The following is a 22,782-nucleotide window of genomic DNA, read 5'->3' on the forward strand; positions in this document are numbered from 1 at the left end:
TCGTAAATATATTAGGCAACTCTTATAGAACTGCTTCTGCGCTCTCTAAGATTTCTAATAAAGAAACCTAGCAAAACTGTACATAAAAATATTGGCATAATCGTACAAAATAACCTTGACATTAATAAATGAAAAATGGATAAAAAATGGGCTGAAAGGATGATGGGAAAAGGGGTTGAGGGTGGTGGAGTTTTTAGGTGAACTTTTTTTGTATTATACAATTGAAAGATTTTATTGATTTTAAGACTGAAAAGGGGGCAAATCATACCCCTTAAACCTTTATTCTTATGTCTGTTCTTCCAACTGTATAACTAAAATAAAGTCTTTAGAAGTAAAATAAACTCGTTAGAGAGAAAATAAAGTTGTTAGAAAAATTGTGGATAAGTAGCAGGTTATAGGCTACCGTTATCCGCAATTTTTTTATGCGTATATCGTCAGAAGGAATAAGTAGTAAGGATTAAGAAAGAGAATTAAACATTGATAAAACCCCTATAGAATAAGGCTTTCAGCCATGTATTGATTTATTATATTGAAAGATCTTATTGATTTGAAGAATGGAAAAGGGGGCAAAATTTACCCCTTAAACCTTGATCCTTACGACTAACTTTCCAACGACTTTATTTTACTGAAAAGGCTCAAGAACTAAGAAAAAAGAACTAAGAAATGACCAGTTTTTCTAAAAACTTTATTTTACTTTCAGAAAATGGAAAGGGTATTGAAAAGTGGGTGGGAGATAGATGTGATAAGGGTTTGAGGGAGATTGTTGGGTTAGGGAGTTTTCTCAAAACATTATTTGACTTATACATAGTTAGTAAATCAAGAATTAAGATTTAAGGCTTAAGAGGAGTATGCATAAGAAATAAGAAAATAAAGTTTTGGGAAAAGGCAAATAGTCTCTTGTGGAAAAAGAAGATGAAGTTGTTATAGAAGAATAGGGGTGCTATTCTTCCTCACCCTCCAAATACATAAATAGTTTTTTTCTGTAACCATGTAGCATCTTTACTATTTCATTAATTACCAGATTAATTTGATCAAATTGCTCTTGAGTAATATAGTTTCGTCTAAGACTTAGTAATAACCAACTTTTAGTCTCCATTGTAGACCCAATTGCAATATTTATATGGTATAGTTCTCTCTTTACAGAACACTGGCTATTTCCTTCTGCTATATTAGCGGAAACTGAATTTGCAGACTTAATGATTTGTGTCTTAGTTGCATATTCTTCATACTGTGGGAATTTGTCAAGCACCCCGTAAATATGATCGCTTAAATCAATGGCTCTGTTCCAGACTTTCAATTGTGTAAAATCCCTAATGTGAGTTGTTTGAGTGTTATTCATGTTGATCATCCTTTCGATATCTGAATTATTTGGTGAGGGAGATGATGTAGACTAAATATATCTCAATCTCCCTTATGGGATTAACATAACACATGAGAGTGAGTAATCAGGGGCTTAGAAAGATTTTTTTGTAGCAATTTAAGGAAGGAAACAAAAAACAACTGCTTGTTAAGGCAGTTGCTTTAAAGGAGTGTATGTTTTAAACAAGATATCACTTTAGTTTGGGGATAGTTGATTGTGAATATATTGCTTAATTGCAGATAAATCAATAACTTTATAATTTTTAGAAGCGAGGGTATTGTAGAGGCTAATACCAACTTCAATAAACTCATTGGCTATATAGCCATACTCGATAAAATATTGAGAAACACTTTTGTAGGTTGCATTAAATTGTTTTAATAAAAAGTATCTAGTTAATATCTTCGCAGTAATTTCTTTTCCTGCGTTAGTCTGTATAAACATAGATTCAGTTGATTCCAGAATTACCATATAATTATTCATTTAGATCCCTCCTAGAAAATTTATATCATGATAAATATAGATAATTTCTGGTTTCAAGTATTTTATTTTCAAGACTATGTTATAAATTTTGTCACTATAAAATAATCTTGAAGCCTTGTAATACAAAGAGTTGGGGTTGATTGATTAATATACATATTATAAATAAGAACAAAGCAAAGGAGCCAAATAAAAGGTTCTTATTTTTTATAAAAAATACTTGCAATCACTAATTTACAGTTACTAAAATGCACCTGAATCAAAAGACAAGGTATTTGATAAAATGATGGATTTAGTATTAATTTTGTAGAGGAGTGATTTGTATGAAAATTATAGTATTAGGTGTCGATCATGGAAATAGGATGGTAAAAAGTGGAGATGGTATGTACAACTGTGGTTACATGACATATCGTAACCGTCCAAGTGGAGTAGATGAATATATTGAATATAACGGGAGATTTCATTGCATAGATAGTAGGTCAAAATATAGATACGATAAAACAATAGATGATACCTACTTTATACTCACTTTACCCGCATTGGCAATGCGTATGGAGAAAGAAGGAGTTAGTGAGGCAAATATCGTTCTAGGCATAGGGTTACCACTATCTCATTTCCAACTGAAGGAAAAGTATATAAACTACTTTACTAAGGAAGGGATTGATTTTAAGTACAAGAATAAAAGATATGTAGCCCATATTAAAGAAGTAATGTGCTTTCCACAGGCGATAGGTGGTTTTATGGTAAACTACTGGAAGTACAAGGATGTTGATTTTTTAAACTTATTAGATATAGGGCAAGTAACATTGGATGCTGTAAAAATTCAAGGTGGAAAACCAGTATTGGAATCTGCCATAAGTCTAAATTACGGAATGTTAAAACTAATTAAGAATATCCAAGAGAATATTAGAAAAGCAACAGGGATAGAAATTAGTGAACCACAAATAGAATCTACTTTACAAGGTAAAAAAAGTATTTATTTCCAAGATGATATTGAAAATATTATCCAAACTACAACAGTAGATTTTATAAACGAAATGCTAGACGAACTTAGAGAAAATGGATATGAATTACAAGCCACTATGAACTTATTAATGGGCGGTGGGGCAATTATAATTGAGAATATCTTGAATTTGGACAAGCATAATAAAAGAATTAATTACTATGAATTGCTTCCGAACCCACAATTGGCAAATGCGTTAGGATTCGAGATGTTGGCTAAAGAAGCATTAAGAAGAAGGTGATTGATATGAATACCAAGAGAATAAACTTGTGCTTCAATTTAGAGAATGAAAGGGCAAGGAAGGCTTTTGAAACCATACAGAAACAAGTAGCAAAGACGGCATTTATTACAGATGCCGTTCTTGCTTATATAGATAAAGATAATGAAATCTATAAGGAGATAGTAAAAGAAGGTGTTAAGGAAGCAATTGAGGAACTGGGATTAGAGATGGCTGTAAAGAAAGCCGAAGGCAAAAAAGAAGATACAGTAATACCTGATGATGTATTTGAAATGTTATCAGGACTATAGAAAGAAACAGGAGTTATCGTAAAGATGAACTCCTGTTTCTTTTATAAGGTATTCCTACTGTATAAACTCTGGTGCATATAGATATACATGCTTTTTAATTACAGTATAGAGATAATTTTGGTCTAAATTATGCTTATCTCTTAGAGATATCCATTTATCATGAGTAGACATTCTTAGAAGCATTTGCTGCAAGAAATATACTATTTTATCTTCCTTGGATAATGTATTATTTGTATCATTTGTAATTTTCTTTATTAAAGATTCGGTAGAAGATTTAATAGTATTCTCTAATTTTTCATACGGTGTATAGTTTAAACAATCTTCTAACGAGATATTTAAAAAGTCTTGAACCTGAATAGTTAATTTATCCATATGACATCACTCCTTTAAATTTGATGGTAGCATGATAAAAAATTATTCTATGCTATGTCAAGTAAATTTCAAAAACCTAGTAAGAAAAATGAACGAAAAAGAACTATAAAAGTAGGTCAGACAGAAAGTAGGTTCGTATTTGTAACATAAAGAAAACTGAATGGTTTACGGGAGCCTAAATAGAGATTTAGAAATGAGACTCTTATATAGAAAAAGAAATAACGGAAAAGTTTAATATAATTAGCCCTATCTACACAGGGGGATAATGATAATGCTGGTATAGACATATACCTATTGGCAACATAACTTTAGATGTGATAATTTATATATGAGAAAAATTTTGATTAAGATATATGAAGAAGATAAATAAAGGAGTAGGATTATGGGGTCAAATAAGGATATGCAAGATTTTTTAGCATTGTTCGATAGTGATGTTTTAAATCAGGCTAAGGAAGAAACTATAAGTGAATTATTAAGGAAAAAGATGCTAATTTCTACATATAATAAAGAACTACAGCAAAAGTCAAAGCGTAAAGTAAAATTTGATTTTCCAGATAAAGATATAGAGATAAACAAAATTGAAATGAAAAATACAGGTTGGATGTTTGGTGATATAGATATAAAAGCCATAGAAGATTTTATTTATTGCCGAAGTTGTTCTAAGCAGGAAGTATTAAAGTATGCATTACGACATTATATTCCACAAGAAATTTATGATGGTATTCTTGAGAGGAAGGAAAAATCTAAAGGAAAAATACCTGATATTAGCCTTGTAAAATTAAATGAGTTAAAAGAAAAGTTCGGAGATTTAGAGAACTACCACGCAATGATTGATTATGAATCAGCCTACAATAATAAGCAGTTTAGTCATATAACTAGTAAACCCTCTTGGAAAATTCCAAGTATAGACCATATGGCAGTAATAGATTTTAAGAAAGTATTCAGTATAAGTTATCAAGATATCGCTACAAATGCTGTAAGATTTTATCTAGCAGATCATAACTATAGACATGCAGAAGAATTATTGATGATGATAGAAAAGCATAAAGAAGAAAACATAGCGGTATATAGAGGTGAAATTGATGTCAGATTTGAATAGGATAGAACCGATTATAGAAGAAATACAGAAACAAAGAGAGGGTATTGAATATTGGATTCCTATAATCGAAGATGATTTCGAGTTTCAAGGTCAACGGTTTGATGATATAGATACACTAAAGGATTTTAAGGATACCTTCAGTGGGATAATGGAGTATAGAGAACAGTGGGAAAATATATATACCCAAACAAAATCTTTAATCAAGATTTATAAGGATAATAATATAAAGATTGATATAGAAAAATTTGAAAAAGAAGTGGTTGATTTAGAGGAGGCTTATGCAAAACTAGAGAATATTTTACTAAAGAAGTATAGAGAGGAAAATGTTAGTGACTTTTCTATCAGTGGAACAAAAAGAGTCGCTAGAAAAATAGGTTTAAAAATAAAAGGTATTCCTATCAATTCAAATTCTATAGCGGAAGGTTTTATGGTTGAAGAACTTGAAGATGATGTAGATGAATATGTGTTTGGGATATATAAGGAAAATGCTCTTTTAAATAATGTAGATAGAATATATGAGGAACTAGAAGGAATAGTAGATACATTACTAAGGGAGATGCTTCTAATAAAGGAATATCGAAAAGAAGTCTATAACGCATATCTTTATAAGCAAATAGATAAAATAAACGCTTATGCCCCTGAAATGGAATATAAGTTAGATTTAGAGGATGAGCCTTTGTACCAGTGGCAGAATGAAGCATATCAGAAATGGACTGAAAATAGATATAAAGGAACTTTTGAGGTGGCTACAGGCTGTGGAAAGACAAAGTTTGCACTTTATTCTATACACAGAATAAAAGAACAGTATAAAGATATTAAGGTAAAAATTATTGTTCCTACCAAAGCACTGATGGATAATTGGTATGACTCCTTAGTACAGAAACTTCACATACCAACTAAGTATATAGGGAGAAGGGGAAACAATAGAAATGAGAAAAAAAGAGAAATAACAATTTATATAGATAAAACTGCCCAAGGAAAATTCAGTGCGGATTTCATAGGTACAATAACTGACAATATGGTAGGGAATACAAATTTCCTAAACTTTATTGTAGCAGATGAATGTCATCATTACGAATCACCACAAAATATTAAGATTTTTGATAAGATTGACTATATGCCCAAGGATCAGCAAACAGGAATAAACTATTTTTCTATTGCACTAAGTGCTACACTTCCAAGTGACTACAGTAAAAATGGCAAGTTAAAAAAATATTTAGGAGATATAATATACACTTATAGTTTTATTAAGGCTCTAGGAGATGGCATAATATCTCCAATAAACATTGTAGATGTTTCTTATCAATTAAGCATTGAGGAACAGAAAAGATTCCATATGTATAAGAAAGAGTTAGCAGATGCAGAAAAAGAATTAACAGAGACACTCTCTAAATATAATATCAATTTTAGCCAAGAAGGAATAAGTAGTTTAGCATATTATTATCTGAAAGAGTTTGAAGATATTCTTAATTATATTTCGGAAAAGAAGGTAGAATTTGAGCAACAATATGGAGATAAGGACTGGAAAATATATTTTGATGAATGGCTGTACGAATTTGCTGGAAGAAATGAAGAAATAGCACTTTCAGTTAAGAATTATATAGGAAAATTTGAAAGACTAAAGAGGTTGTTATTAAATGCAGAAGATAGGAAGAAAAGATGTATTGAACTGGTAAAGAGGCACATTGATGACAAAGTCATTCTCTTTGGAGAGTATATTAAGGATATAGAGGAAATTTATTTAGAATTGGCTAGTGAGTTTGGCAGCGAGAAAATAAAACTATACCATTCACAATTGGATAAAGCAATAAAAGAAAAGACAATTCAATCTCTTAAATTAGATACCACTAAAGTAATTTGCGTTCCAACTGCTTTTGATGAGGGCGTTGATATACCAGATATGAGTGTAGGGGTTATATACCAAGGGAAAAGAAGTAAGCGTCAGCAAGTGCAGCGGTTAGGTAGAATCATGAGAAAGACTAAGGGGAAGAAGTCTGCTGTTATGTATAATTTAAGTAATCAATCTTTTGGAGAACCAAAGTTTCTTGATCGCTTTATAGAGGAACAATTACATTTATTAGAAACTATGAATGATGCAGAAGAAAAGGTGGAGAAGATAAGAAAACAGTTAAGCATTGAGTTCATTAACTATGATGAAGAAATAGAAAATAGTAATATAATCAATAAATTAATTAAGAAAATAAGAATTTAGTAGGCAAGAGTCTCGTATTTGAGGCTCTTTTATTTTGCGACAAAGTATAAAAGATTGAAACAGAAAAAATTAAAAAATTTTCATGTGAAACCTAAAATGTGAAATTTGTATGTTATGTTACAGATGTAACAGAGAAAACCGGTTTTGATATCTGTGGCCACAGATAAATCAAAAGATTGATAATAGATTAAAAAGATGAAAGGTGGAATTTACTATGAAGAAATTTATGTATTTAAATAATTCCAATGAAGTAGTTAATGCTATTTATGAATTAGGGAGTTTTGTTTGGGTGTCTGTTAATGACACATATATTTCAGAACTCGATTTAGAAAACACTTGTGGTTGGGGTGAAGTAATGGTTACATTTGATGAGTATATTTACAATAAAGGATATTATAAAGCCATAAAATCAGACTTGGCAGTAACATTACTAATGAATAATGGAGATATAGTAGAGTTTTCCAAGTCAAATAACGAATACCTGACTAAAGAGGAGGCTTTAGAGAAGGTTAAAGAGTTTTCTAAGCAAGGAAAGATGGCTATGGTTAATATATTCTATAATGAATATGACGGTAGGGAAGAAAGTAGAAGTTATATAGATATGGATATGGATCAAGTGGAAAAAGTGTTAACGGATTACTATGAATATGGATGGAAGGCAAGTAAAAAGTGTATTGCAGTTAGAGAAAATAGTCTTTGCCTCTATAACTACTCTTTGGATGATAAAAATAGATATTGTCATACTGTGATAGGTATAGAGAATGAGTTAAAAGAAGAAAAACAAAATAAAATTAAAATAATTCAAACTAATAAATTTAGAAAATACATGGAAGTGCATAAAAAGCAGTTTATATTACCCTATAAGAATTTGATTAAGTATATGCAATTAAAAGGTGAATTTAAACAAGTAAAAGATAAATTTGTCGAGATGGTCATTGATTTTCCATTTGATATTGGATATACACAATTATGCGAAATTACATCTGGGCATAAGATTGTATATGCCAAAAGAAAAAATAGAGACATTTATTCAAAGTTTACACTAAATGGTAGATCAAGACTTATAAATAAATGTGTTGTTGTGCTAAAGCAAAGTTTTGAGAATCCAGATGAATACTATTTAATTACCATGTTTCCCGGTGAGCATATAGTAAAAGAACCGCAGGAAAGAAATATCAAAGATAAAGAAGAAATGAAGAAAGTGTTAGAGTTCTGGAATAATCATGCTTTAACATTTAATCCTAAGGAAATAAACCTAGAAAGTATCATCTATGACTGTCCATTTGAGCATAAGTCTGAATATTAAACTATAGGAAGGAATGATTTGTATGATAAAAGCAAAAGTATATTATTTATTAGAAAAGAGTTGGAGTGAACGATATTTGGAAGGTAGTAGCCCAATTTCAGCAGTTAAATGTATTGAAACAGAAGTAGAAGATGGATATAAAGGTTTAGTTCAACTAAATGATGAAGGAGAAGCAGTAATCTATGTAGGATTTGATGGCTTTGACGAAGAAAATAATCCAATAAAAATGGCATACAATTATTACCTAGACGATAATATTAAAATCACTAGTGATTACAGATTTTTCTTCTTTGATGAGTTTACAAATGTTGAATATTTACTTCGTTGGAAGCAAGAGCATGATGAGTATTTCAATCTCTTATATGATTTAACAAAAAATAATCTAGCCAACTTAAAATACAAAGAAAAAGTTTTCAATAGTGTTAAGTTTACATGGATTAGTGAGTTTGGCAGCGAGGAATTGAAAGCAAGGTTAAATGAAGGACATAATGTAGATGAAAATTATATTTTTGAAAGATTAGTAGAAGAATTACCGGATTTTGATGTGTATTATGGTAGTCAGTTATGGCAAGAAAAAGAAGATAAAGTAGATAGAAAACATTTAGTAGAAGTTAAAAAGTTACGACGATCTGGATATGATGCTAAAATTGTTGAAGTAATAGAGGTTTATGAAGAAGATGATTTCTTTGGTATTATACCAATTAAAACTAAAGATGCTATAGTAATAGAAAACTATTTAGATAAAGTTGCCTTAGTTAAATATATTTAAATACCTAAAAGAAAAAGATATCTATACAAAGAAGAAGTAATATCCGAATTGGTTGAATTATTATCTAAAGGAAGATTAAAAATCAAAAAGAAGATTAAAAAAATAATAGGACTAGATGATATAGAAGAAACTGAAGAATATGATAAAGATAAAAAATGCAGGTAATGTCTATTGATTTAGACGAGGCCATAAGTATACTTAACTCACTTTTCATTGTACCTAAAGAAACAGTTTGTTTTGAATTAGATGATAGATGTATAAAATTTAGAGTGCAATTTTATGAAGAATGTACTATATATGTAGATGAAGTGTAGAAAATATATATAACTAACCAAGTACCTGATTAAAAGTTTTAATAAATGAGACAGCCCTGCTGAAACTAGCAGGGTTTAATTTTTACTGTTTTAATGCTAATACCAACAAGTTCAACTTCAAACTCTATATGAGAGTTTTTGAATTGATAGTTTCCGTAAAGTGTGTATCTTTTGTAAGATATAGGATTTATAAAAGGAAGTATAAAATTAGCAATTTCATTATCAATTAATGTCATTTCCTCCTGAACAAACTTTTCAAAAACATTGTACAATGTAGAAGTTGTAATTCCTTCATCTTTAAGCAGTTCATGGATATCCCTATCAAAATAAATTTCAATATCATATTTCATTATAATACCTCCAGACAACAAATTAATTTACCTTGTCTGTGGGCAGAAAAAAGACACAGAAAGACAAGGTAGATTGTCATTGTCTTTTTGTGTTTTTATAATGCCATTTTAAGTCAATATAGTAATTGGGTCAATATCAATTTAGAAGTGTTTTTAATTTTAAACAATGGAATGAAAATGTTTATTAATTATACTTTTTTAAAAGCATCTTTAACTTGCTTTCTATAGAAGATTTTATTTTATAAGAATTTTCTAGGGATATATTTAATGATTGGCTAATAGTGTTATGAGAATGACCTAATAGAAGTAAATCGTACACTTGCTTTTCTCTTTTAGTCAAATTTTCTTGTAATTCTTCTAATAATGCTTTGGTAAAAATAAGAGTATCCAATTGTATAAAAAGATCGTTTTTAATATAAAAGGAATCTTCTCGATTCTTAATTTGATCTTCAAAGGAAATCTCTTGGAAAGTCTTTTTATTATCTGTTTTATATCTACCAAAATCTCGCCTTAAACATTTTTCCAAGTAGATCCAATATTTATCACAGAATTTCGTTGCGAGATACCATTCAAAGGAAGTTTTCCAATTTTTCATATCGTTCAAAACATCATTAAGGGTCAGTTCATTTACTAATTCCCAAAACGGATAGGATAAAGAGTATTTTTTGTTAGAATATCTATTATAATCTTCACAGTACATTTGTTTGATATATTCATCTTTATATTTTTCCATAAGTGCAGACATACTCAAATTCTTTTCTAAAGCAGATTCTATGTCATGTATTTTACTATATTTTTGGTTTTCTATAGATGAACCTTTATAGACATAAGTAACATTCGTAATTACCTTTTTTAGTAAAGGTTCTAAATTAAAATATAGTTGTTCAAACGCAAATTCATGATTATATAATTTATACCTTTTAAAAAGAATTTCAGATTTATTTTTATTCATTATAATTCCCCCTTGTTCAATTAGATTTTTTAGCATTTTATCTAGGGGAATTTAAAAATCAAATTTTAAGGTAATTTTTTTAAAAAAATAAAAGTAAAAATTTGAATTCCATTTAGTAAGTAAATATAATGCCTCCAAAATTCTTTGGAGGTGGTTTGTATGAAAAATATATTTAGTTTTGGAAAGGTAAAAGGGATGCAGATGGAAAAAGTTTTGAATATGCCCAAAATCCACTCATCTTTTACAGGGCTACAATATTTATGGGGAATGCATAAGATGACACAACATGAATTTATAAAGAAAGAAATAGAGACTTGCTTTAGAATATATGCTAAGGATTATATTATACAGTTTGGACAGTATAAGGGAATGAGTCTATTTGATATTGATTATGAAAACGAAGGATATGTGGTAAATTACTTAGCAAAAAATCAAAGTGAAGAAATTGCTGGAATTGTAAACTATTATCTACAATACTGTAGAAATAAAAATAGAAAACAATATAATTATTATCAAGAGCATGTATATAAGGTTTATGCCCAATTAAGAGAAGAAATAAATAACATAAATAGGAAAAGTGATATAATTAAGGTGCTTGAAGACATGGGTCTTAGCGTGAGAAATGATAATGCAAAATATACTCCTCTAATACGCTGCCCTTTTGGATGTGAGAAAACACCAAGTCCTTACCAACATGCGTATCTTCTGTTTGGTGTTGAAGGTTCTTGGGTGATAAATTGTCGCAAATGTAATGAAGGAACTAACTTTATAAAATTTGTAGCAGAACAAAAAGGTATGACGGATATAGACGCTATAAACTATATTGCGAATATAATGGGTATTAATTCTAATGGAGTTGAAACATCCAAAGATATTAAGGATATTCAAAAGAAAATTGACCAAAGACAAGAAGAAGTTCAACTTATTACTAAAAAATTATCTTCATTGGATGTTGAAGAATTCGGGTTTCGTAAAGGAATATATCCACCCTACTACTACAATAGGGGATTTACTAATGAAGATGGGGAAAAGATGGGAGTCTACTATGCGGGGAAATACTGCAAAAATGGATTTAAGAGTAGAATATGTTTTACAGTTAGAGACCTAGATAATAGGGTAGTAGGAGTAGTGGGAAGAAGCCAGTTTACAGAAAATGAGTATTATGATAATCAAATTAAATACCATAATATAGATATGTCTTTAAGCAAAGATGAGCAAATTGAAGTGTTGAAAGCAATGAAAAGAGGATATATAAAGTATTACAACAAATTGGAATCGAGTTATGTCTTATATAATTGTAACTCACTGGTAAACAAGAAAGTAGACGAGATTTTTATTTGCGAAGGTCCTTTTGATGTAATGAAAATGGTCTGTCATCATGGATATGAAAATACAGTAGGTATGTTTGGGAAGGATTTAAAAAGTGGGCAGTTGTATCAATTGTATCAGTTATTTAAGGATAATAGAGAAAATTTAAAGATACATTTATTCGTAGATAATGATGAAGCCGGAATAAAAGCCTTTGAAGGAAATGTTAAGAAATTACAAGAACTTGGGTTTAAAAATATATATAAAATGATTCTTAAAAATGGAAAAGATGCTGCTGAAGCAACAAAAGAAGAAGTGGATTATGCTTACAATAGGCCTGAACTACAAAGTGTTAGATATAGTGAGAAAAAAATTACAATAATTGATGAAGATGTTAGTAAATAAATATATTATAAGAGCCTTATGTTATAAATACATAAGGCTTTATTGATTGTATTAATAAAAAATAAATCAGATATTAATAAAAAATATTAGAAAAATATTATAATAATATTGATAATATATTAATTATGTATTATTATTAATATAAGTTATTATTTGTGAGGAGGGCTATATTATGGTGAATAATTATGATTACATTAAAAAACTCAAGAATCAGACCCAGAAAAAGAAGTCCATTACAATAACAGTAGATGAGAATGTACTAGACCGATTATCTGAAATTGCAGACCAATTAGAGGTATCTAAAAATCAAATTATTAGTGATATATCCAGTGCATTTGTACAAGATTTTGAAAATATAAACCAACCGGAATACTATATAATTAACTCTAATAATGCCTATATGCCAGAAGGTCATCTTCATATGCTAAAAGGCAATAGAGCATCTGCGTGGGGAGATACGAAAAGTGCAATAGAAGCATTAAAGCCGGGAGACTATGTTTTCATTTATATGAACGAAAAAGGAGTTGTAGGAGCAGGAACAGTAAAATCAAACTATATGATAAATGACTATAGTTTAGTAAAGTGTTACGCCAATGAGGAAGGAACCGAATATACTTATGATGTGTGGGATGAATACTTTGTAAATGTTGAATTTGATAAAAAATCTTTAAAGGTAGATGCTGAAGGAAATTACTTGGTTGATGAAAGTAATATAATTAGGGCTGCTGATTATAGAGAAAAGGTTTCTGCTAAACCGCTAAACAGGACCAAAATTCACTTGACAAAAGAAGAAGGGACAAAATTGAAGAAGTTATATCTTGGGAAATAGTATAAGTTCATTATTAAATAAGTCTATGTAGGATGCATAGGCTTTACTCATAAAAAAAATTAAAAAAATTTATAAAAATTTCGTAAGGTTCACCCCAAATCCACCTGTATGTAATATAGTGAAAGGTAAAATAGAGGTATAGAGTTTAATTGTTTAATAAGTTATGACAAAAGGGTACTTACAACAAAAAAATTATTTTACATAGGATACTATACCTTTAATAGACCTAAAGTTATTACACTCATACGGGTAATTAGTGAGTTGTAAGATTTCCCAATATACAAGCAAGAGTTAGGTGGTTATTTCCAATGCAATATTGTGTTCCATTGTTTGTAAATATAAAACAATAATGTTCAATTGTTTGTAAAGATAGAAGATGTTATTCTTTTAAACAGTGGAATAACAATATGCAATAAGATGTAAACTAAAACCTTGGTTTAATTTGTATAAAATTGTATATTTCATATTTGGATTATAACTTTTATGATATAATTTGAATTATAATGAAAACATTGAAATTACTTATATGCAATAGATAGAAGGAGTGGAACAAATGGATAAACTAACACTTCAAAAATTAGAATCTACACTATGGAGTGCAGCAGATATATTAAGAGGGGAACTTAGTGGAGCCGAATATAAAGACTATATATTTGGGCTTTTATTCCTTAAAAGAATGAATGATCAATTTAATATAGAACGAGAGATAAAAAGACAAGAATTCTTAACACAAGGAATGGATGAAGAAGAAATAAAGTTGATCTTAGAAGAATCCTCATTATATGAAACATTCTTTGTGCCAGTGAGGGCTAGATGGGAAAATCTGAAGAATCTTAATCTAAATATAGGACCAGAGTTAGATAAGGCATTTAAAGCGATTGAGGATGAACCTAAAAATGCTGAATTAATTGGGGTTCTTACTACAGCCAACTACAATGATAAAGAAAGGGTTCCAGACAATAAACTTTCACAGTTATTGCTTTTATTTGACAGTATTAATTTATCAAATGACTATCTTGAAAATAAAGATATTTTAGGAAATGCTTACGAATACTTAATTAAACAGTTTGCAGATGAAGGTGGGAAGAAAGGTGGAGAATTCTATACTCCTGAAGAAGTAGTAAAGGTACTTGTAAATATAGTAAAGCCACAGGAAGGGGACAGGATTTATGACCCTACAGTAGGTAGTGGAGGTATGCTAATTTTTTCTACGCATTACATAGAAATTCATGGTGGTAATCCTAAGAATGTTTCTTTGTTTGGACAAGAAATAAACTTATCCACATGGGCTATCTGCAAAATGAATATGCTATTTCACGAAGCGAGAGGAGCAGATATTAGAAAAGGTGACACTATTAGAAAACCAATGCACCTAGAAGGTGGAGTATTAAAGACTTTTGATAAGGTACTTGCTAATCCACCATTTTCATTAAAGAATTGGGGATATGAAGAAGCAGGAGCAGACTCTTATAATAGATTTATTTATGGAGTTCCTCCAAAGTCTTATGGAGATTTAGCCTTTGTTTGTCATATGATAGCAAGTTTAAATGCTAAAGGGAAAATGGGGACAGTAGTACCCCACGGCGTATTATTTCGTGGAGGAGCCGAAGGAAAGATTAGAAAAGGAATTTTAAAAGATGATTTGGTTGAAGCAGTAATCGGGCTACCACAAAATATTTTCTATGGTACCGGTATTCCAGCAGCACTACTTATTATTAATAAAGCAAAGCCGGTTGAAAGAAAGAAGAAAGTTATATTCATTGATGCAAGTGAAGGATTTGTAAAGGACGGAAATAAAAATAAACTTCGAGAAGAAGATATTGAAAAGATTACAAAGACTTATGATGAATATAAAGATGTAGAGAAATATGCTACAGTGGTAACCTTACAGACGATTAAGGATAATGATTATAATCTAAATATCAGCCGCTATGTAGATACCAGTGAGGAAGAAGAAGAAATAGATATTGAAGGTGTTATTTCAGAAATCAAAGAAATTAAAGCAGAATCATTAGAAACAGAGAACAAATTAAATGAATATCTAAAAGAACTTGGATTTGAAGAAATATAGATTTGAAACAATATTTAAATGGGGGATCTATGGAGCCAGAGTTATTTAAAAACATATTCTATACATCATTAGTTCAGGGCTTTAGAGAAGCCTTTAAGATGATGTGGGGTATTGATGAATTTAAGTCTGCTGTTATTGGTATTCCTGTGTCTATAATTACTTTTAAGGTTGTTGGCTCGATATTTAGGTGGAGGAGAAATAACGGAATTTGGTTCGGAACTATAGGAGGTAAAGTTCTTTATTATTTAATTAATACATTTATTGTATGGATAATTATGAAATTTGTATAGAAGTTGAGGTGACATATGAGTAAACAGATTAGAGAAGGATACAAGATGACAGAATTAGGTGAGATACCTGTTGAGTGGCAAGTTGAACAAATAGGTAATATTTTTAATTTTTCTGGAGGATTATCTATACCTAGATCACAACTTTCAGAAGAAGGAATTTTTTACTTGCACTATGGAGATATTCATAAAAGAAATTTCACTTATATAAATGTTGAAAAAGATGATGAATGGTTGCCTAAAATAGATATTAAGGAAACAAATATAAAAGAGGGTGTATTTCTTGAAACTGGAGATGTAGTTTTTGCTGATGCTTCAGAGGATTATGAGGGTATAGGAAAAAGCGTGGTTATAATTAATGAAAAGCAAAAACCATTTGTATCAGGGTTACATACTATTGTGGCTAAAGATGCTTCAAATAGATTGAATTATTTATATAAGAAATATTGTTTTAGCACCAATAAAGTTAGAAAGCAGTTTAGAGTCCTTGCCACAGGGGCTACAGTATATGGTATATCACGATCCAACATACCTAAAATTAAAATTCTCATTCCAACTATAACTGAACAAAAAAAGATTGCTTCGATTCTAACAACAATTGATGAACATATCGAACAAGTAGATGGATTGATAGAAAAAACAAAGGAACTAAAAAGGGGATTAATGCAAAAACTACTTACTCAAGGTATTGGGAATACAGAATTTAAAATGACGGAAATAGGCAAGATACCGAAGGTGTGGAAAATAGAAAAGTTGAATAATGTTACAGATGTAAGAGATGGCACTCATGATTCACCTAAACAATTAGAAGAAGGAATACCTTTTGTAACATCTAAAAATCTTAAAGAGTTTGGAATAGATTTTCAAGACATCACCTACATTTCAAAAGAGGATCATGAGAATATATCAAAAAGATCCAAGGTTGATAATGGAGATATTTTATTTGCAATGATTGGCACTATAGGGAATCCAGTAATTGTAAATACGGATTTTGAATTCTCAATAAAGAATGTAGCCTTAATCAAATTTGAAAACAGTAACATGAATAATATTTTTATTAAAAATTTACTAGAATCAGAAGTAATAAAAAAACAATTTGATAAAAAGTCAAATGGTGGAGTTCAGAAATTCATTTCTCTAGGAATGATTAGAAATTTAGAAATTCCTTGTCCCTCACTAGAAGAACAGCAAAAAATTGCTTTTATATTATCAGAAGTAGATCAACAGATTGAACAATATAATATTAGAAAAGAAAAACTAATAACACTCAAAAAGGGACTAATGCAACAAATATTAACAGGCAAAAAGAGAGTGATTGTATAATGAGATATGCTTTAGATTTTCAGAAAGCCAATTTGACAGAGATTCTTAAAGATATTAATGAAATTTCTAATAAGTTTGTGAATGAAATAGAGAAAGTTTCTTATGTATCAGGGGATGAAGAAATTCAACAACTATTATCTGAAAATAGTTTAAATCAGTTTTTGGCGATAACTTATTCTTTGAATATACCTATAAATGAAGCCAAGATAAATAATTCCGACTTTGAAGAACTTGGGCAGTTATTTGGGTTTGATGATACATTAGAGAATAAGGCACGACTTATGCAAATGTGGATTTCATTAGGTTCTGCATTGGAATCATTATTGCAAATTTTCCTTGGTGTTTACCTAAGAGATTATGAGAACTCTGGTTGGGGAAAATGGGATAATTTTAAACTAGATGAAACAAAAGAGGATTTATTAAAAACTTTAAATGAATTGAAGGAAAAAGAAATTATAACTCAAAAACAAAAGGATACATTCAAAAGGGACATTAAGGAATATCTTAAATCAAAACAGGAAACTAAGCACTTAACAGACTTAACTCTAGGAAATTTAATTAATTTCTATCATTCTAATAATTTATGGTCAGAGAAAGATGCTAGTGAAATAAGAGATAAAATGGATTTTATTAGGGAAAGTAGAAATTGTGTACATTCATTTAAAGAAAGATATGTTGGAAATTGGGAAGAACTATTAGATTCTTTGAGATTCTTTGCTCAAGTAATGTTGGAATTATTAGGAAGATTACCAGATGTAGATGATATGTTGCAATATGAGATGGAGTTAAAGGCAGAGATTGAAAGAGAGTATTATAGTAACTATGATTATTATTAAAGATTAGCGTATGAAGGGGGGATACAATGGGGTATTTAGGGAATGAAGAAACGCTAGTAGAATTACCGGCTATAGATTATCTACGGGATAAACTAGGTTATGAATTCATTCATGGGCAGTTCTTAACTCCCGATTATGGAGAAAGAGCAACCATGACAGAAGTTATACTAGAGAAAAGGCTTAAAAAGGCTCTAAGAAGAATTAATCCTTGGATGAATGATGGAAACATATCTAAAGCAATACGATATTTAACGAGACCAGAAGGTCTAGGTATTAGCCTATATGAGATAAATGAAAAAATTTATGATGCTATTGTAAATCTATCATATTCACTAGATCAAGATTTAGATGGAAGTGGTCAGAAGAAATATCATACTGTGAAGTTTATTGATTGGGATAATATTACTAATAATGATTTTCTAGTAACAAGACAGTTTAAGGTTCATGGTCCCCATGAGAAAATTATTCCTGATATCATTATTTTTATTAATGGAATACCAGTAGTGGTGCTAGAATGTAAATCCCCTTTCTTGGAAAAAAGCAAAAATGAAAATATGGGAAAATATGAAGCCTTTAATCAACTAAGAAGATATATGAATGCAAGGGAATCTAATGTTGTAGAAGGGGCAGAACGGCTCTTTTACACTAACTTCATTACGGGGATATTGAATAAATATCATGGATATTTAGGAACTATTAGTTCTACATACGGACATTATCAAGAATGGAAAGATCCGTACCCATTTAAGGTTAAGGATATACAAGGAGTAGAAGATAACGGGCAGAACATATTCTTACAGGGAATACTGGAGAAGAATAATCTACTAGATATTATGAGGAATTTCCTTCTATATGAAGGTGGCATCAAAAAAGTTTGTAGATATCAGCAATTTAGAGCAGTTAATAAAGCACTGAAAAGACTTGTGGATGGCAAAGATTCTATAAGCCGTGGAGGAGTTATTTGGCATACACAGGGATCGGGTAAATCCTTAACCATGGTGCTTTTGGCAAGGAAAATAAGAAGGATAGAAGAACTCATGGATGCTACCATAGTTGTAGTAACTGACCGGGTTGATTTAGACAAGCAAATCTACAATACATTTATGAGGACTTTATCTACAATCACAACGCCTGTACAGGCGGATAGCGTTTCAACATTAAAGGAACTACTATCTCTTGCACAGCCACAAATTATTATGACCACCATACACAAATTCCAAGGTGAAAAAGAAGAAAAACAAGTATTGAAGGATGATAAACAGAACAAAGGACTATATTTTGAAAAGGAATTTGGGGTATTAACGACAAAAACTAATGTAATTGTACTAACTGATGAAGCACACCGTAGCCAGTATAAGGGTATGGCAAAGAATATGAGGGATGCCCTACCTAATGCAGCCTTTTTAGGATTTACAGGGACACCGATTGATAAGCAGGATAAATCAACAAAGAGAACCTTTGGAACATATATAGACAAGTATGGAATTAAGGAAGCGGTAGAAGATGGAGCAACAGTTAAAATTGTATATGAAGGAAGAAAACCTGAATTACAAATAGATGGAGATACACTAGAAGAACTATTTGATATAGAATTTGAAGATAAAACGGATGATGAAAAAGAAGCCATTAAACAGAAATATGCTAACAAGAGAGCAATTGTAGAAGCAGATGAACGAATTGCTGATATTGCCAAGGATATTCTTACCCATTATAAAGAGCAGATATTTCCAAATGGATTTAAGGCTCAAGTAGTATGTGTGTCTAGGGAGGCTTGTGTAAAATATTACAATGCTTTAAATAAATATATGGAAGGTAGTATTGGAGAGAAACTGGAGGTAAAGATTATCTACTCTGGTAGCCCAAATGATGAACCGCATCTAAAAGAGCATTTTACAACTAAGACAGAGCAGGATCAAATTATAAAGAGATTTTTACAGCCTATAGATAAAGATAAACTCTGTTTTATAATCGTAAAAGATATGCTATTAACAGGCTTTGATGCTCCCATAGAACAAGTAATGTATTTAGATAGACCGCTGAAAGAGCATAATCTACTACAAGCAATTGCTAGAGTAAATCGAACATTCGGAGAAACAAAGAAATGTGGTTATATTGTTGATTATTATGGCATATCTAATCATTTGGAAGAAGCCCTTGCTATTTTTGATAAAGAAGAATTGGGTGAGCCAATGGAAGGTATTGATGCAGTATATAATCAGATGCTTTCTTATCGAGAAGCCGTAATGAGTATGTTTAAAGGTATAGACCCTAACGATTTAGATGAACTTGTAAAATGCATAGAGAAGGAAGATAAAAGGGCCGAATTTGAATTGGCATATAAGCGATTTGCATCCACCATGGAACAGATCCTCCCTGCCCATGTACCTACAGAAACAATAAACGATTTAAGATGGCTATCCTACATTCGAGCAGCAGCAAAGGCAAGATTTGAGCCACAGGATCAACTTGATATTGCAGGATGTGGAGGAAAGGTTAGAGAAATTATATCAGCCCATTTAAAATCTAAGGGTGTTGAGACTTGGATTGAACCGATTACTCTATTTGATGCAGACTTTAAAAAGAAGATTAACACTCTTGAATCTGATGAAGCGGTGGCTTCTGGTATGGAACATGCCATCAAAAATGTGATTCATGTGAAAATGGATGATAACCCTGTATATTATACTTCACTCCTTGAAAAACTCCAAAAAATATTGGATGAGACTAAAAATAACTGGATTGAAAGAAAAAATAAGTTACAGGAGTTTATTCAGAATGATGTTCAAAAAGGAGAAATAAAAGAAGCAGAGGCTTTAGGACTTTCCAAAGAAGAATATGCATTTTTTGAAACAGTGAAGAAACACTTAAAAGAAGATGAAACAAATAATGAAGTTGTGAAAGAAGAACAGGCGGAATATATTTCAAATGAAATCATTGAGTTATCAAAATCAATTGCTACTGATATAGCAGAAATTGTAAAGAAAAACTATTTGATAGACTGGGTAACGAATCCAACCAAAACCTCGGATATAGAGAGAGCCATCTATATGATGCTTACAACCAAATATTTTAAGAAAATCAAATTAGAAGTAAGAAAGCAATTGGTACAGCCATTACTACAATTAGCAAAAAAACATTATGCAGCATTGACAGAGTAGAGGTAATAATATGAGATTAGCATTTGCATATGGAACAAAGACGATTGCTTTTGAAGTAGAATTTAGACACAGAAAAACACTGGAAATTTCTATTGAACCGCCAGACATTATAAAAGTGGTGGCTCCTATAGGAACATCTGAAGATGATATTATAAAAAAAGTGAGGAGTAAAGCAAATTGGATTGTTCAGAAGTTATTTGAGTACAAAAATATGAAATATATAAAAATTCATAAGGAACTTGTTAATGGAGAATCTTTTATGTATTTAGGTAGAAATTACTCCCTCCAAATAATAATAGATCAATCCAAAGCAAAGCCAGAAGTAAAACTCCATCAGGGTAAGTTTTATATTACTGCAAACACGAGCAATGAAACGATTCTAAGAATGGCATTACAAGAATGGTATCGTGAAAAGGCTTTAGAAAAAATAAAAAAAAGAATTATTTATTTTCAACCTTATTTCAAGATGGAGCCTTCTGAGATAGTGGTAAAGGAGCAACAAAAGCGGTGGGGAAGTTGCACTTCAAATAATAAGTTGCTATTTAATTGGAGGTGTGTAATGGTTCCTGCCCCTGTGCTGGATTATATCGTTGTTCATGAAATGTGCCATATGGTTCATATGAATCACTCTAAAGAATATTGGAAATTAGTAGAATCCATTATACCCGATTATAAAGAGAGAAAAGAGTGGCTACGGAACAATGGTGTGAGGATGGATTTATAATAGAATGAACCATCAAGGAAGTTTTAATAAATGGATTTATGCATTGTTCTCCATTGTTTAATAAAAAAGAATAACAAGCACTCTACAAAGGAAGAACTCTACTTGTGATATAAGTAGAGTTCTATAAATTAGAGCAGTTTTAATATTGAGTTATAATTTTTGAATTGCTTTTTCGCCATCCTCAAATAGCGGTACTGCATATACATCTGACAACAACTGAAGGGAAGAATGACCCACCAAATTTGCAATGACTGTAAGTGGGACACCTTCATCAACCATTTTTTTGATTGCATAATGTCTAAACTGGTGAGGCGATATATGAGTTCCTATTTTAGCAGAATACTTATCTATTATTTTCCATAGCCCCGACCTCGTGTAAGGTGTTTTTCGTTCAGATAGAAATAAATTATCATACGGGCTTTTAATTTTTTCTCGCATTTCTAAATAGTCTATTAGGGCATTACGGCAATCTGAATTTATAGGAACTTTTCTATATTTTCCTTGCTTACCATAAACCATTATAAAGGAACCTTTTTCTTTTAGATGAAGATTACCGATTTTTAATGTTATAATCTCATTAATTCGGAGAGCATGTCTAAGCAATTCGATTAATGCCACATGGTGTTTATAGCCACTTCTATATATTTCTCTCCTTATTTTTCGGAATGTCTGTTCATCTATAGACTTCACGATAGGTGGACCTTGTGTCTTTACCTTTTTTAAATTACGAGCAATATCTTGCTTAATATAATCATAGGAATGCAAGAAATAAAAATAACTTTTTAAACTCATTATCTTTAGATTAATCGTATTGACTTTTGCATTTTTTACAGTCAGCAAGTGAGAACGAAAATCTCTTAAATCTATTGTGGTACAAGTTCCGGGTTGGAATGAATCTGAATTTGCCTCATTAAACCATTCTATAAATGTAATTACATTATCCAAATAAGTATTAACTGTAGATTCGGATTTATCTAGGCTTTCCAGATAAGTCTTATATTCTCTAAAATAATATTTATCCATATACATATCCCTTTTAACCATGTCTAAATACCTCCATTTTTTATTTGTAAAAGTATATAGAAAAAATAAATCTTGT

The 22,782-nt window shown here is 30.5% G+C and carries 21 protein-coding genes; 15 read left to right on the plus strand and 6 right to left on the minus strand.

Features of this window, described 5'->3' with window-relative positions:
* Positions 1-940 precede the first annotated feature (940 nt).
* Positions 941-1,297 carry a four helix bundle protein gene (locus tag CLOTH_RS09685; RefSeq protein ID WP_158080503.1) on the minus strand — a complete coding sequence of 119 codons (357 nt, stop codon included), beginning with the start codon at positions 1,295-1,297 and terminating at the stop codon, positions 941-943.
* 258 nt (positions 1,298-1,555) lie between these two features.
* Positions 1,556-1,840, minus strand: a complete 285-nt coding sequence (locus CLOTH_RS09690) for a hypothetical protein (protein ID WP_079413543.1) — start codon at positions 1,838-1,840, stop codon at positions 1,556-1,558.
* Between the two features lie 320 nt (positions 1,841-2,160).
* On the opposite strand from CLOTH_RS09690, the gene CLOTH_RS09695 reads away from it, so the two are divergent.
* Both CLOTH_RS09695 and CLOTH_RS09700 read left to right on the plus strand, forming a co-directional pair.
* The gene (locus tag CLOTH_RS09695; RefSeq protein ID WP_079413545.1) at positions 2,161-3,081 is read left to right on the plus strand and encodes a ParM/StbA family protein; all 921 of its coding nucleotides are present in this window, start codon (positions 2,161-2,163) and stop codon (positions 3,079-3,081) included.
* A 5-nt stretch (positions 3,082-3,086) separates the two neighbouring features.
* A complete protein-coding gene (locus CLOTH_RS09700; RefSeq protein ID WP_079413547.1) occupies positions 3,087-3,368 on the plus strand; it encodes a hypothetical protein in 282 nt (93 codons plus the stop codon).
* Positions 3,369-3,422: 54 nt separating this feature from the next.
* Here CLOTH_RS09700 and CLOTH_RS09705 read toward each other — a convergent pair whose 3' ends face one another.
* Positions 3,423-3,740, minus strand: a complete 318-nt coding sequence (locus tag CLOTH_RS09705) for a hypothetical protein (protein ID WP_079413549.1) — start codon at positions 3,738-3,740, stop codon at positions 3,423-3,425.
* A gap of 382 nt (positions 3,741-4,122) precedes the next feature.
* Between CLOTH_RS09705 and CLOTH_RS09710 the strand changes: the two genes are divergently transcribed.
* From CLOTH_RS09710 to CLOTH_RS10645, 5 genes are all read left to right on the plus strand, one after another.
* Complete coding sequence (locus CLOTH_RS09710) at positions 4,123-4,839, plus strand: hypothetical protein (protein ID WP_079413551.1); 717 nt, start codon at positions 4,123-4,125, stop codon at positions 4,837-4,839.
* The gene (locus tag CLOTH_RS09715; protein ID WP_079413553.1) at positions 4,823-7,051 is read left to right on the plus strand and encodes a DEAD/DEAH box helicase family protein; all 2,229 of its coding nucleotides are present in this window, start codon (positions 4,823-4,825) and stop codon (positions 7,049-7,051) included. Before CLOTH_RS09710 ends, CLOTH_RS09715 begins: the two co-directional genes overlap by 17 nt.
* Before the next feature lie 214 nt (positions 7,052-7,265).
* The gene (locus CLOTH_RS09720) at positions 7,266-8,357 is read left to right on the plus strand and encodes a hypothetical protein (RefSeq protein ID WP_079413555.1); all 1,092 of its coding nucleotides are present in this window, start codon (positions 7,266-7,268) and stop codon (positions 8,355-8,357) included.
* A gap of 76 nt (positions 8,358-8,433) precedes the next feature.
* Positions 8,434-9,126, plus strand: a complete 693-nt coding sequence (locus CLOTH_RS09725; protein ID WP_143715460.1) for a hypothetical protein — start codon at positions 8,434-8,436, stop codon at positions 9,124-9,126.
* Positions 9,127-9,290: 164 nt separating this feature from the next.
* Positions 9,291-9,440 (plus strand): hypothetical protein, encoded by a 150-nt coding sequence (locus tag CLOTH_RS10645; protein ID WP_158080504.1) that lies wholly within the window; start codon positions 9,291-9,293, stop codon positions 9,438-9,440.
* A 65-nt stretch (positions 9,441-9,505) separates the two neighbouring features.
* On the opposite strand, the gene CLOTH_RS09730 is transcribed toward CLOTH_RS10645, so the two are convergent.
* Both CLOTH_RS09730 and CLOTH_RS09735 read right to left on the minus strand, forming a co-directional pair.
* A complete protein-coding gene (locus CLOTH_RS09730; RefSeq protein ID WP_079413559.1) occupies positions 9,506-9,790 on the minus strand; it encodes a hypothetical protein in 285 nt (94 codons plus the stop codon).
* 184 nt (positions 9,791-9,974) lie between these two features.
* Positions 9,975-10,742: a helix-turn-helix transcriptional regulator gene (locus CLOTH_RS09735; RefSeq protein WP_079413561.1), complete on the minus strand. Its 768-nt coding sequence runs from the start codon at positions 10,740-10,742 to the stop codon at positions 9,975-9,977.
* 159 nt (positions 10,743-10,901) lie between these two features.
* Here CLOTH_RS09735 and CLOTH_RS09740 point away from each other — a divergent pair, with 159 nt between their 5' ends.
* The 8 genes from CLOTH_RS09740 (at position 10,902) to CLOTH_RS09775 (ending at position 21,683) form a co-directional block, all read left to right on the plus strand.
* Positions 10,902-12,455, plus strand: coding sequence for a toprim domain-containing protein (locus CLOTH_RS09740; protein WP_079413563.1), 1,554 nt, complete (start codon positions 10,902-10,904; stop codon positions 12,453-12,455).
* Positions 12,456-12,627: 172 nt separating this feature from the next.
* A complete protein-coding gene (locus CLOTH_RS09745; protein ID WP_079413565.1) occupies positions 12,628-13,284 on the plus strand; it encodes a ribbon-helix-helix domain-containing protein in 657 nt (218 codons plus the stop codon).
* 553 nt (positions 13,285-13,837) lie between these two features.
* Positions 13,838-15,355, plus strand: coding sequence for a type I restriction-modification system subunit M (locus CLOTH_RS09750; RefSeq protein ID WP_079413567.1), 1,518 nt, complete (start codon positions 13,838-13,840; stop codon positions 15,353-15,355).
* A 29-nt stretch (positions 15,356-15,384) separates the two neighbouring features.
* Positions 15,385-15,645, plus strand: a complete 261-nt coding sequence (locus CLOTH_RS09755) for a hypothetical protein (RefSeq protein ID WP_079413569.1) — start codon at positions 15,385-15,387, stop codon at positions 15,643-15,645.
* A gap of 15 nt (positions 15,646-15,660) precedes the next feature.
* A complete protein-coding gene (locus CLOTH_RS09760) occupies positions 15,661-16,965 on the plus strand; it encodes a restriction endonuclease subunit S (protein ID WP_079413571.1) in 1,305 nt (434 codons plus the stop codon).
* Between the two features lie 32 nt (positions 16,966-16,997).
* Positions 16,998-17,801, plus strand: a complete 804-nt coding sequence (locus tag CLOTH_RS09765; protein WP_143715461.1) for a hypothetical protein — start codon at positions 16,998-17,000, stop codon at positions 17,799-17,801.
* Positions 17,802-17,827: 26 nt separating this feature from the next.
* Positions 17,828-20,959: a type I restriction endonuclease subunit R gene (locus tag CLOTH_RS09770; protein ID WP_079413575.1), complete on the plus strand. Its 3,132-nt coding sequence runs from the start codon at positions 17,828-17,830 to the stop codon at positions 20,957-20,959.
* A 10-nt stretch (positions 20,960-20,969) separates the two neighbouring features.
* On the plus strand, positions 20,970-21,683 hold the full coding sequence (locus CLOTH_RS09775; RefSeq protein ID WP_079413577.1) for a M48 family metallopeptidase: 714 nt from the start codon (positions 20,970-20,972) through the stop codon (positions 21,681-21,683).
* A gap of 150 nt (positions 21,684-21,833) precedes the next feature.
* Here CLOTH_RS09775 and CLOTH_RS09780 read toward each other — a convergent pair whose 3' ends face one another.
* Entirely contained in the window at positions 21,834-22,727 is an 894-nt protein-coding gene (locus CLOTH_RS09780) for a tyrosine-type recombinase/integrase (RefSeq protein ID WP_079413579.1), read from the minus strand.
* Between the last annotated feature and the right edge of the window lie 55 nt (positions 22,728-22,782).

Origin of the sequence: Alkalithermobacter paradoxus (genome assembly GCA_002029295.1) — a bacterium.
GTDB lineage: Bacteria > Bacillota > Clostridia > Peptostreptococcales > Peptostreptococcaceae > Alkalithermobacter > Alkalithermobacter paradoxus.